At 67.6% G+C, this 11,532-nt stretch carries 10 protein-coding genes; 8 read left to right on the top strand and 2 right to left on the bottom strand.

Annotated elements, in window-relative coordinates; all coding sequences use genetic code 11:
• Positions 1–66: 66 nt before the first annotated feature.
• From G6039_RS16540 to G6039_RS16510, 7 genes are all read left to right on the top strand, one after another.
• A complete protein-coding gene (locus tag G6039_RS16540) occupies positions 67–852 on the top strand; it encodes an enoyl-CoA hydratase/isomerase family protein (protein WP_006934075.1) in 786 nt (261 codons plus the stop codon).
• 188 nt (positions 853–1,040) lie between these two features.
• Positions 1,041–1,781 carry a FadR/GntR family transcriptional regulator gene (locus G6039_RS16535; protein WP_029546538.1) on the top strand — a complete coding sequence of 247 codons (741 nt, stop codon included), beginning with the start codon at positions 1,041–1,043 and terminating at the stop codon, positions 1,779–1,781.
• A 280-nt stretch (positions 1,782–2,061) separates the two neighbouring features.
• Positions 2,062–3,183 (top strand): NDMA-dependent alcohol dehydrogenase, encoded by a 1,122-nt coding sequence (locus G6039_RS16530; RefSeq protein ID WP_006934078.1) that lies wholly within the window; start codon positions 2,062–2,064, stop codon positions 3,181–3,183.
• A gap of 109 nt (positions 3,184–3,292) precedes the next feature.
• Positions 3,293–3,838 carry an SgcJ/EcaC family oxidoreductase gene (locus G6039_RS16525; protein WP_006934081.1) on the top strand — a complete coding sequence of 182 codons (546 nt, stop codon included), beginning with the start codon at positions 3,293–3,295 and terminating at the stop codon, positions 3,836–3,838.
• 40 nt (positions 3,839–3,878) lie between these two features.
• A complete protein-coding gene (locus tag G6039_RS16520) occupies positions 3,879–4,721 on the top strand; it encodes a mycofactocin-coupled SDR family oxidoreductase (protein WP_029546539.1) in 843 nt (280 codons plus the stop codon).
• A gap of 25 nt (positions 4,722–4,746) precedes the next feature.
• Positions 4,747–6,543 (top strand): flavin-containing monooxygenase, encoded by a 1,797-nt coding sequence (locus G6039_RS16515; protein ID WP_043801205.1) that lies wholly within the window; start codon positions 4,747–4,749, stop codon positions 6,541–6,543.
• Positions 6,544–6,575: 32 nt separating this feature from the next.
• The gene (locus tag G6039_RS16510; protein ID WP_006934087.1) at positions 6,576–6,998 is read left to right on the top strand and encodes a nuclear transport factor 2 family protein; all 423 of its coding nucleotides are present in this window, start codon (positions 6,576–6,578) and stop codon (positions 6,996–6,998) included.
• Positions 6,999–7,068: 70 nt separating this feature from the next.
• Here the strand turns inward: G6039_RS16510 and G6039_RS16505 are convergent, their stop codons facing one another.
• A complete protein-coding gene (locus tag G6039_RS16505) occupies positions 7,069–7,377 on the bottom strand; it encodes an EthD family reductase (RefSeq protein WP_006934089.1) in 309 nt (102 codons plus the stop codon).
• 314 nt (positions 7,378–7,691) lie between these two features.
• Between G6039_RS16505 and G6039_RS16500 the strand changes: the two genes are divergently transcribed.
• Positions 7,692–9,320, top strand: coding sequence for a flavin-containing monooxygenase (locus G6039_RS16500; protein ID WP_043801201.1), 1,629 nt, complete (start codon positions 7,692–7,694; stop codon positions 9,318–9,320).
• Positions 9,321–9,548: 228 nt separating this feature from the next.
• On the opposite strand, the gene G6039_RS16495 is transcribed toward G6039_RS16500, so the two are convergent.
• Positions 9,549–11,531 carry an oxidoreductase gene (locus G6039_RS16495; RefSeq protein WP_043802046.1) on the bottom strand — a complete coding sequence of 661 codons (1,983 nt, stop codon included), beginning with the start codon at positions 11,529–11,531 and terminating at the stop codon, positions 9,549–9,551.
• Position 11,532 lies beyond the last annotated feature (1 nt).

The following is an 11,532-nucleotide window of genomic DNA, read 5'->3' as shown; positions in this document are numbered from 1 at the left end:
CTCCCACACCCCGCCTCTCTCGTACCCCGCCGAGCCGAACCGTGAACCTCGACCGAAGGAGTTCCCATGAGCAGCCCCACCTCCACCACCACGAGCGTCGTTCTCGAATCCGTCGACTCCAGCCTGTGGATCCGGCTCAACCGGCCCGAGCGCCGCAACGCCTTCGACGCCGAGATGTGCGCTGTCATGGTCGACGCGCTCCACGAGGCCACCGAGTACCGCTCGGTGGTCATCACCGGATCGGGGGGAAGCTTCTGCGCCGGCGGCTCGCTCGGCCAGCTCAGCCAGCCCACCGTCAAGGAATTGCGGGGTCTCTACCGTTCATCGCTCGAACTCTTCGACGCGATCCGCACCTGCCCCCGCCCGGTCGTCGCGGCCGTCAACGGTGCCGCGGCAGGTGGCGGCAACGAACTGGTGGTGGCCTGCGATCTCGCCGTCGCCGCCCGCTCGGCGACATTCGGTCAGACGGGTCCCCGCGTCGGCAGCTCTCCGGTCAGCGGCGCCACGAACGTGATGGGAGTCCAGATCGGCGAGAAGCGCGCCAAGGAACTGTCGCTGCTGTGCCGGCGCTACCCGGCGGAGCGCGCCTACGAGATGGGACTGGTGAACGAGGTGGTCGACGACGAGCTTCTCGAGGAATCCGTCCGCTCGCTGTGCCGCGAGTTCGAGGCCCTGAGCCCGCGCTACCTCGAGATCACCAAGGTCAGCTCGAACATCTGGTGGAACTCCGCCCGGGACTCGTTCAGCAACGGGCTCGGCATGCTCGTCCAGGCGATCGGCAGCGCCGACATGATCGAGGGTGCGCAGGCCTTCCTGGAAAAGCGTAAGCCGCAGTTCCCGCCCGCCGAATAGGCACACGTTCGATAATGGTGCACATCAATGTGCACAATCGCGTGCACAATGAGTACAGTGCACAATTCGGATCGTCCGGGGAAGTTGCCCGCCCGATCCGCCGACACGGCGAGCACCCGCTGCGCCGTGACAGCCTCCGCTTCCCGGAAGTCAGGAGGCCACGAGGCTAAGGAGGTTCCGTGGCTGCAATGTCGAGAGGCCCGAAGACATCGCTGGTGGTCGCCCAGCAGATCGTCCGGGATACGGCGCGAAAAGGTCTGCAGCCCGGGGACCTGCTGCCCCCGGAGAAGGCGATGCTCGAGGAGTACCAGATCGGCCGCGGCACCCTCCGCGAGGGACTGCGGCTGCTGGAGTTCCAGGGGATGATCGCCCTCAAGCCGGGGCCCAAGGGCGGTCCCGTTCTCCTCGATCCGGACGCGTCCCATCTGGCGAGCACCATCATCCTGCTGATGCAGCTCCAGAACGCCTCGCTCAGCACGATCGTGGAGGCCCGCACCGCCCTCGAGCCCGTCATCTGCCGCCTGGCCGCCGAACGGATCAGCGACGAGAACCTGCTCGAGCTCAAGCAGTCCGTCGACCGCATGCAGCAGTCGTTCGACACCGCGGACATCGACACGTTCCTCGAGACGAACAAGCAGTTCCACGACGTCATCGCCTGGTCCACCGGCAACGCGCTCTTCGGCTACCTGACGGACGCGCTGCTGCGGATCACCGGCGGCACGGTGATGGGCGTCGACCACCCCGCCCCGCTGCGGGAGACGACCCTCAAGGCGCACATCCAGATCTACGAGGCGCTGCATTCGCACGACGCGGACCTGTCCGAGGACCGGATGCGCGACCACATCAACGAATACGTCCGGTACGCCGAGCGCAAGTTCCCCGAACTCCTGAGCCAGGTCCTGCCCTGGAACCAGGCGCTCGGCGGCTGAACACCACTGTCGCCGCCGTCCGGCGACACGGACCCCACGGGCCCGCACCGAGCATCGTCTCGGCGCGGGCCCGCCGGGTTTCCGGGCCGATTCGCGACCGGCGGCCCGGCTCCCGAGGTCCGGCGAACTCCGACGACACCGCTATTGCTTATATCCATGCATATGGTTATGGTGATAGCGATCACATGCATGCATAGCGATCAACACCGTCGAGCCCGTGCCGGCGCCCTACGCCGGCCGCCGCTCGCGCCTTCACCCCCGTTCGTCACGAGGAGAAGCCATGAAGACCATCGGAGCGCTGCTGTGGGAGCCGGGAACCCGGTCCGGTTGGAGCGTCGAGGAAATCGAGATCGATCCCCCGAAGAGCCGGGAGGTGCGGGTCAAGCTCGCCGCCTCCGGCATCTGCCACAGCGACGACCACGTCGACACCGGCGACATCCCCCTCGACTGGGCGCCGATCATCGGCGGGCACGAAGGTGCGGGCGTGATCGAGGAGCTCGGCCCCGACGTCACCGGCTTCGAGGTCGGCGACCACGTCGTCCTGTCCTTCCTGCCGTCCTGTGGCCACTGCAAGATGTGCACCATCGGCCGTTCCAACATGTGCGAGATGGGCGCCGGCGTGCTCGGCGGCTTCGCTCCCGACGGCACCCACCGCGTCCACGCCCGGGGCCAGGGCGTCGGCCCGTTCTCCTACCTCGGCACCTTCTCCCCGTACGTCGTGGTCAACATCGACTCGTGCGTCAAGATCGGCAAGGACATCCCGCTCGACAAGGCCGCACTGATCGGCTGCGGCGTCCCCACCGGCTGGGGCTCGTCCGTCTATGCGGCCGACATCCAGCTCGGGGACACCGTCGTCGTCATCGGCACCGGCGGTGTGGGCATGAACGCGGTCCAGGGCGCCCGGCACAAGGGCGCCAAGAACATCGTCACGATCGACCCCGTCGAGTACAAGCGCGACCAGGCCAAGATCTTCGGTGCCACCCACACCACCGAGAACTTCGAACAGTGCCGAGAGGTCGTCGACCAGCTCACCGAGGGGCAGGGCGCCGACGTCGTCATCATCACCGTCGACATCGCCTACGGGCACCTGCTCAACCCGGCGCAGGAGATGACCCGCCGCGGCGGCACCCTGGTGCTCACCGCCGCCGCTCCCGTCACCCAGCGCGACGTGCCGTTCGACCTGTTCACCTTCGCGATGTCGGGCAAGCGCCTGCAGGGCACCCTGTACGGCACCACGACGGCGCGCCGGGACATCCCGCTCATCGCCGACATGTACCGCCGTGGCGAGTTCAAGCTCGACGAGCTGGTCACCAAGACCTACAAGCTCGAGGACATCAACACCGCGTTCAAGGATCTCCGCGAGGGCAAGAACATTCGCGGCGTCATCATGTACGACGACTAGATCGGCACACGCGATTCCCCGGGAGTGTTCGCGCCCGGCGCACGGGCCGGGACGGGGGTCCACACTCCGTCCCGGCCCGATCCGTGTACCTCCGACAGGAACAGAGCCGATGACTGCCTCGAAACTCGCGGACCTCGATTCCGCCGCCCTGAGCCGCCTCGTCGCCAAGGACGAGATCCGGGACCTGGCCGGACGTTACGCCCTGGCCGTCGACGACCACGACATCGATACCGTGCTGTCGATGTTCACCGAGGACGGTGTCTTCGAGGTCGCCGGCACCGAGCTGCGCGGCCGTGAGCAGATCCGCCCCTTCTACGTCTCCAGCATGGACCGTTACCACACCATGCTGCACACACCCGAGATCCACCTCGTCACGATCGAAGACGACTCGCACGCAAGCGGAATCATGACCGGCCATGCCGAACTCGCGGTCCACGACACCCTGATGATGACCGCGTTCCGGTACCGCGACCGATACGTGCGCCGGGACGGCACCTGGCTTTTCGAAAGACGCGCCGTGTCGTTCATGTACGCGGTACCGTTCGAGTCGATGGGCTCGAGTTTCCGTACCACCAAACGGATTCGGTGGCCCCAGACCCGATACACCGAGGCCGACTATCCGGAGTCGGCTCCCACCTGGAACACCTACCGCTGACGGCGGATCGGGCCCGTCGGCGGCCCCCGAAGGAGCAGCTATGACAGGACGGGTAGCAGGTAAGGTCGCTTTCATCACGGGCGCGGCCCGCGGCCAGGGACGCAGCCATGCGATCCGCCTCGCCGAGGAGGGCGCCGACATCGTCGCTCTCGATGTGGCCGAGGACATCGAGAGCGTCACCCGCTTCTACCCCGGCGCCACCGAGGACGACCTGGCCGAGACGGTGCGCGCCGTGGAGGCACTCGATCGCCGGATCATCGCCCGCAAGGCCGACGTCCGTAACTTCGACGCCGTCAAAGCCGTGGTCGACGAGGGCATCGCCGAGCTCGGCCGGATCGACATCGTCGCCGCCAACGCCGGCATCTTCCTCTTCGGCGACGAGACACACCTGGTGAGCGAACGCGACTGGGACGATGTCCTCGACATCAATCTCAAGGGCGTGTGGCACACGTGCAAGGCCGTCACCCCGCACCTGATCGAACAGGGCACCGGGGGGTCGATCGTCATCACCAGCTCCACCGCCGGCCTGAAGGGCACGCCGAACGTCGCGCCCTACACCGCGAGCAAGCATGCCGTGGTCGGCCTGATGCGCACGCTCGCACTGGAACTGGGTCCGCACGGCATCCGCGTCAACACCGTGCATCCCACCGGCGTCGCCACGGACATGATCCTCAACGAGGCCTGCTTCCGGCTGTTCCTCCCGGACGTCGAACATCCCACCCAGGAACAGGCCGCACCGGTCTTCGCCACCACCAACGTCCTGCCCGTGCCGTGGATCGAGCCGATCGACATCTCCAACGCGGTGTTGTACCTGGCCTCCGACGAGGCCCGGTACGTCACCGGCACCGAACTGAAGGTCGACGCCGGCTACACCCTCCGCTGACCCGGCCGGACGAACGGGAGACCACATGACTGCTCGACTCGACACACCGCGCCTCGATCCCGCCCACCCCGACGCGGTCGCCGAACGCTGGCTCGCGGACTTCGCCGGTGCGCTCCGATCGGGAAACGCCGACGACTACCCGGACGCACTCGCCACCGACGCGTGGTGGCGCGACCTGCTCGCCTTCACCGGCGATCTGCGCAGCCTGCACGGCGAATCGGCGATCCGCCCGCTGCTCACCGGCGCGGCGGATCTCGAGGTCCGCGACGAAGCGCTCGATTCCTCCGTGCCACCGGCGCTGCTGCCGACAGGCGAGGGCCCGCCGGTCGTGCAGCTGCTCTTCCGCCTCACCATCCGGTTCGGACACGTCCGTGGCGTCGCGCGACTGACCCCGGACGACGCGGGCCGCTGGCGCGCGACGGCTGTCCTGACGACGCTCGACAGTCTCGCCGGCGCCGAACCGGCTGTGGGAGAGCGTCGTCCGAACGGTGTCCCGGAACCCGGTGAACGCGTCACCGTCCACTGGGGTGATCGCCGGCTCCTCGCGAGCGAGTGCACCGAACGGGATCCGGAGGTCCTCGTCATCGGCGCCGGACATTCCGGTCTCGGGCTCGCCGCCTACCTCGGGGCGATGAACGTCCACGCGCTCGTCGTCGAGCGCAACGAGCGCGTGGGTGACAACTGGCGCAACCGCTACGACTCGCTGGTGCTGCACGACCCCGTGTGGTCGAACCATCTGCCGATGATGCCGTTCCCACCCACCTGGCCGGTGTTCACACCGAAGGACAAGATGGGCGACTGGCTCGACATCTACGCCCGAGCCCTGGAACTGAACGTGTGGACCCGCACGGAACTCGTGAGCGCCTCGTACGATCCCGCGACGAAGCGGTGGGAGGTGCTGCTCGACCGCGGAGGCGAACGGCGGGTGCTGCGCCCGCAGCACGTGGTCCTGGCCACCGGCCTGAGCGGCACCGAGCCGCTCGTACCGGACATCCCCGGGACCGGAGAATTCGCGGGCGAGCTGCTGCATTCCGGCCGGTACACGACGGACCCACGACGGAGCGGCCGTGATGTCGTCGTCATCGGCACCGGGAACAGCGGCCACGACATCGCCCAGGACCTGTACAACACCGGCGCTCACGTGACCCTCGTCCAGCGGGGTCCGACCTACGTCGTCGGCGGCACCACCGTGGTCGACGTCATGCTGAAACCCGCCTACGGCGAGAACACCGCGCCCACCGAGATCGCCGACCTCGTCGGTGCGTCGTTCGCGCGGCGGGACCAGGGATTCGTCGACGGCCTGCGCACCGCCGTCGCGGCCATGGCCGACATCGATCGCGACCTGCTCGATGCCCTGAGCGCCCGGGGATTCCGGCATCACCTGGGCGACGGCGGGACCGGAGCGATGGACCTCTTCCTCACCCGGAACGGCGGCTACTACATCGACGTCGGAGCGTCCCGGCTCGTCGCCGACGGGTCGATCGGACTGGTCGCAGGGAAGACCGTGGAACGGTTCGTTCCCGAGGGAGTGGTCATGTCGGACGGCACCGTCGTGCCCGCCGACACCGTCGTGTTCGCCACCGGGTTCCGGGGCATCCTCGACACTGCCCGCCGCATCCTGGGCGACGCCGTCGCCGACCAATGCGGACCGGTCTGGGGTCTCGACGACGAGGGCGAGATCCGGTCGGTGTGGCGACGTTCGGGTCACGACGGATTCTGGTTCAGCGGCGGCAATCTCACCCTCGCCCGCATCTACAACAAGTACCTTGCTCTCCAGATCAAGGCCGACCTGGACGGCATCGACCTGCCATCCGTTCCCTGACCCTGCACCTCGAGTACATCGGAGACCGACACATGCGCGCCGACGACATCAACGAGATCATCCGCATCACCCATCTCTACGCCCGTGGCCTCGATCGATTCGACCCCAAGGAGGCACTGTCCGCCTTCGCACCCGACGGAGCGTGGGACGCCAGCGCCGTCGGCCTGACCCGGTACGAGGGGCACGAGCAGATCCTCGACTTCTTCGAGCGGGACGCACAGGCAGTGGACAAGCAGTTCCACATCATCACCAACCACGTCATCGACTTCGAGGACGACGACCACGCCACCGGTACGAACTACGTCTTCTCCGAAGCGGAGATGAAGAACGGCGCCGCCATCAAGGCAATCGCGCTCAACGAGGACCGCTACGTCCGCACCGCCGACGGCTGGAAGATCGCCGAGCGGATCATCACCGGCCTCACCACGCCGCAGATGGACGGTTTCGACGCCTGACCGGAGCACGGCAGCGGCACATGCGGCAGGGTGGGGACTTCGCGGTCCCCACCCTGTCGCATGTCTCGGCTCAGATGTCCTTGGTGATCTCGTAGAAGTCGAACGAGACGCCGGCCTGCGCAAAGTTCTCGAGGTCGGCGGCGCCCTGCTGCCCTTCCGGAGACGCCATGTCGGCGAGCATGGCTTCCTTGCTGTCCCAGTCGCACACCGCGACCAGGAAGTGCGGCGGGGTGCTGCCGTCGGGGGTGGAGCACACGCCCCATTCGTAGTTCCGGATCCCCTGCTGCTTCAGCGCGAGCTTGGAGTGCACGTTGCGGTAGTGCTCGAGGAACTTCTCGGGATCCTCGGGGTGGTTGTACGCGGCGACGAGTCGGTACATGTCGACCTCTTTCCATGGTGGATTCGGAGATTTCCGTGTGGAACAGCCCCGCACACGGGGGTGTGGAACGGCCCCGCACACGGGGGTGTGGAACGGCCCCGCACACGGGGTGGCGCGACGACGCCCGCCAAATATATCCGCTCTACACCTTTGATTATATCCATTCGCATTGATAGAGTGATACCCGTCACAGACTTTTCCGCGAGCGGACGACCATCCGGCCGCACCGCGCTCCCGCCTGGCACACCGAAACCGCGAGCCTGGCGGTGACATCGGCACATCCGATCGAATCCCCCAGTCAGAGAGGTCATCCGATGACTGCAACCCCCAACTCCTCAACATCCGCAATCGAGGTCGACGCCGTCGTCGTCGGCGCCGGCTTCGCAGGCCTGTACCTGTTGTGGAAGCTGCGCAGGCACGGTTACACCGCCGTCGCGCTCGACAAGGGCGAGGAGGTCGGCGGCACCTGGCATTGGAACCGCTACCCCGGCGCCCGCTGCGACGTGGACAGCCACGACTACTCGTTCGGATTCGACGAGGAACTCGAGCAGGAGTGGGAGTGGAGCGAGCGCTACCCGTCGCAGCCCGAGCTTCAGGCGTATCTCTCGCACGTCGCCGACCGGTTCGACCTGCGCCGCGACATCCGTCTCGAAACCACCGTCACCGAAGCCCGTTTCGACGAGGGCGAGCAGAAGTGGCACGTCCGTACCGACAAGGGCGACGAGTACGTTTCACGGTTCTGCCTCATGGCCGTCGGCTGCCTGTCGGTCCCCAAGGACGTCGATGTTCCGGGCCTCGACAAGTTCCAGGGGCCGATCTACCGCACCAGCGCGTGGCCGGAGGAGGGTGTGGACTTCACCGGTCTCCGGGTCGCCGCCGTCGGCACCGGATCCTCCGGCGTGCAGGCCATCCCGGAGATCGCCAAGCAGGCCGGCAAGCTGACCGTGCTGCAGCGCACCGCCAACTTCGTCATTCCCGCCCGCAACCACAAGCTCGACCCGGAGTTCGTCGCGAACGTCAAGGCGAACTACCGCGAGCGACGCCGTGCGTGCCGGACCGCCGCCGCGGGCTGCATCCGCGACGACAACCCCAAGGCCGCGTTCGACGTCAGCGACGAAGAGCGGTGGGCCGAGTACGAGAAGCGTTGGCAGGGCGGCGGAATTGCCTTCCTCGGCGCGTTCGCGGACCTGATGGTGGACCAGCGGGCGAACGACTCGGTCTGTGACTTCATCCGGGCCAAGATCGACGAGATCGTCGACGACCCGGACGTCGCGGACAGCCTCAAGCCGTTCGGCTACCCGATGGGTGCGAAGCGGCCCGTCGTCGGCACCGACTGGTACGAGACCTTCAACCGCGACAACGTCGAACTGGTCGACCTGCGCAAGAAGCCCCTCGACAGCTTCACCGAACACGGCATGCATCTCGCCGACGGCACCGAGTACGAGTTCGACGCCGTCGTACTCGCCACCGGGTTCGACGCCTTCACCGGCGCGTTCACCCAGATCGACATTCGCGGCCGGGGCGGCCTGCCCTTGCAGAAGGCGTGGCAGGAGGGCCCGAAGACGCACCTCGGCCTGGGCACCGCCGGATTCCCCAACATGTTCATCATCGCCAACGTCGGCAGCCCGTCGGTGCTGTCGAACATGGTGACCGCCATCGAGCAGCACGTCGAGTGGACGGTCGAGACCATGGACCACATGCGCGAGCACGGACTGACCACGATCGAGGCCACCGAGGAAGCGCAGAACGCGTGGGTCGAGACGGTCGAGGAGATCGCGAACATGACCCTGTGGCCGCAGGGTGAGTCGGGATCCTGGTACCGCGGTCAGAACATCCCCGGCAAGCCGCAGATCTTCATGCCCTACGCCGGCGGCATCGTGCTGTACGAGCAGACGTGGAACGAGGTCCGGGACGCCGACTTCAAGGGATTCGTCCTGGCCTGATGCGGCGGATCTCGCGCCGGGCGATCGCGACCAGCGATCGCCCGGCGCTTTTCGCTGCGTCGTTCGTGTCGCGCGGGTGGATCTCGCGCCGAGCGGGAGGATCTCGCGCCGAAACGCGAGAAGCGACGACGACAACCTCCCGCTCGACGCAGCAACCTCCCGCTCATCGCCGACGGACACCGAAACGGGGGTGCGGGCCCGAAGCCCGCACCCCCGTCGTGGTGTCCGTCAGATCAGCTTCGCGAGCGCGAACGCCTGACGGGTGGCGAACACCAGGCGCCGCGGCGCGTAGGCGTCACCGAGAATGTGCACCTCCCGCTCGCCCTCGGCAGCCGGGCCGTCCTTGATGCTCTCGTACAGGCCGGCGTCCCCGATGCCACCGCAGGCGAGCACCACCGAGTCGAAGCCGTCGACCTGGTGCGTTCGGCCGGAGTAGACGTTGCGGGTGACCACCCCGGTCGGGGTGATCTCGACGACGTCCTCCATGAACCGGTACTGCACGCCCTTCTCGTCGAGGCGCCCGAGGATCGCACCGACGATGTAGCGGCCGAGCAGCTGGCCCGCGACCTGCGTCGCGTAGACGATGGTGACGTCGTGACCGCGATCGGTGAGGAAGTCGGCGAGCGACAGCGGCGGCATGTGATCGTCCTGCGCGACGATCAGGACCCGCTTGCCGACCGCGGCGTCGCCGTTCAGGACGTCGCGGATGTCGGCGACGTTGTCGCCGTACACGCCCGGGATGTCCGGGATCCGGCGGGTGGAGCCGGTGGCGACCGCCACCACGTCGAATCCGGCGGCCTCGATCTCCGCCTTCGTCGCCGCGTGCCGGTAGTCGATCTTCACGCCCGCCCGCTCGAGCCGGCGCTGCTGCCAGTCCAGGTACTTCTCGAACATGTCGTACGTGGGCGCGTTGATCGCGGTGCGCAGCTGGCCGCCGAGCACGTCGGACGCCTCCCACAACTCCACGTCGTGGCCCTTCTCCCGGGCCAGGGCCGCGAACTCCATGCCCGCCGGGCCGCCACCGACGACGAGCACGCGCCGGGGGTCGGTCACGGTGGGCCACGGCCCGTCGACCTCGTTGCTGGTGACGGGGTTGACCGCGCAGCCGAACGGCAGGCCCTCGACGTAGCGGCGGCTGATGCACTCGTTGCCGCCGACGCAGGGCCGGATCTCGTCGACGCGGCCGGTGCGGACCTTCTCGATGATCGACGGCTCGGCGATGTGCGCGCGGGCCATGCCGACGACGTCGGCGTCGCCGGCCGCGAGGATCCGTTCGGCGACGTCGGGGTGGTTGATGCGGCCCGTGTGCACGACGGGCAGCGACACCGCCCGCTTGAGCTGCCCGGCGAGATCGCTCCACTGGCCGGCCTCGTAGAAGTGCGGCTGGATGTAGGACGGGTTGCCCCACGGGCTGCCCACCACGCCGTGGAAGTAGTCGACGAGGCCGGTGCTCTCGAGGTACTGCGCGATCTCGATGGCCCCGGTGATGTCGTAGCCGCCCGGGACCTCCTCGCGCAGGTTCAGCCGGATGCCGATGACCATGGACGATCCGATCACGTCGCGGATGGCCCGCAGCACCTCGACCGGGAACCGGCAACGGTTCTCGATCGAGCCGCCGTACTCGTCGTCGCGCTTGTTGGTCAGCGGCGAGAGGAAGTACTCGAGCAGATCGTCGTGGTTCATGTGGAGTTCGACGCCGTCGAGGCGTGCCTTCTGGGCCTGCTCCGCACAGAACTTGTACTGGCCGACGAAGTAGGCGATCTCCTCCCGGTTCAGCTTGTGCGGAACGTTGTTGATCACCGGAGCGCTCAGGACCGACGACGCACCATGCGGCATGCCGCCCTGGTGGACCATCTGCCCCGTCGCCACCGCGCCCTCGGCGTGCAGGGCATCGGAATACGCCTGTACGCGTTCGACGAAGATCGGCAGGCTGTAGTGGCCCTCGACCGTGGCGCCGACGCCGGTGGGCTCGAACCCCGGGATCACCCCGGTGTTCGGAACCCAGGCGCTGAGGCTGTCGAACCACGCGGCTCCGCCCCTCGCCCGGGACACGTAGTAGGCGAGGTTGCGTTCGGCGTCGGCCTCGGACCCGAAGATGTTGCCGATCGCCGAGGCGTGCGGCGGCAGCACCACGCGGTTGCGCAGTTTCATCGGGCCGATCTGGAACGGCGAGAGCAGGTGGGCGTAGGCGGAGTCCGGATCCGCGGTCATA

This window comes from Rhodococcus aetherivorans (assembly GCF_011058165.1).
Taxonomy (GTDB): Bacteria; Actinomycetota; Actinomycetes; order Mycobacteriales; family Mycobacteriaceae; genus Rhodococcus; species Rhodococcus aetherivorans.
This window is presented reverse-complemented; position numbering and strand designations above follow the sequence as displayed.

Bases quoted from the DNA above. Each gene is read 5' to 3' on its own strand.
- G6039_RS16540 (WP_006934075.1), top strand. From the start codon at position 67: ATGAGCAGCCCCACCTCCACCACCACGAGCGTCGTTCTCGAATCCGTC.
- G6039_RS16535 (WP_029546538.1), top strand. From the start codon at position 1,041: ATGTCGAGAGGCCCGAAGACATCGCTGGTGGTCGCCCAGCAGATCGTC.
- G6039_RS16530 (WP_006934078.1), top strand. From the start codon at position 2,062: ATGAAGACCATCGGAGCGCTGCTGTGGGAGCCGGGAACCCGGTCCGGT.
- G6039_RS16525 (WP_006934081.1), top strand. From the start codon at position 3,293: ATGACTGCCTCGAAACTCGCGGACCTCGATTCCGCCGCCCTGAGCCGC.
- G6039_RS16520 (WP_029546539.1), top strand. From the start codon at position 3,879: ATGACAGGACGGGTAGCAGGTAAGGTCGCTTTCATCACGGGCGCGGCC.
- G6039_RS16515 (WP_043801205.1), top strand. From the start codon at position 4,747: ATGACTGCTCGACTCGACACACCGCGCCTCGATCCCGCCCACCCCGAC.
- G6039_RS16510 (WP_006934087.1), top strand. From the start codon at position 6,576: ATGCGCGCCGACGACATCAACGAGATCATCCGCATCACCCATCTCTAC.
- G6039_RS16505 (WP_006934089.1), bottom strand. From the start codon at position 7,377: ATGTACCGACTCGTCGCCGCGTACAACCACCCCGAGGATCCCGAGAAG.
- G6039_RS16500 (WP_043801201.1), top strand. From the start codon at position 7,692: ATGACTGCAACCCCCAACTCCTCAACATCCGCAATCGAGGTCGACGCC.
- G6039_RS16495 (WP_043802046.1), bottom strand. From the start codon at position 11,531: ATGACCGCGGATCCGGACTCCGCCTACGCCCACCTGCTCTCGCCGTTC.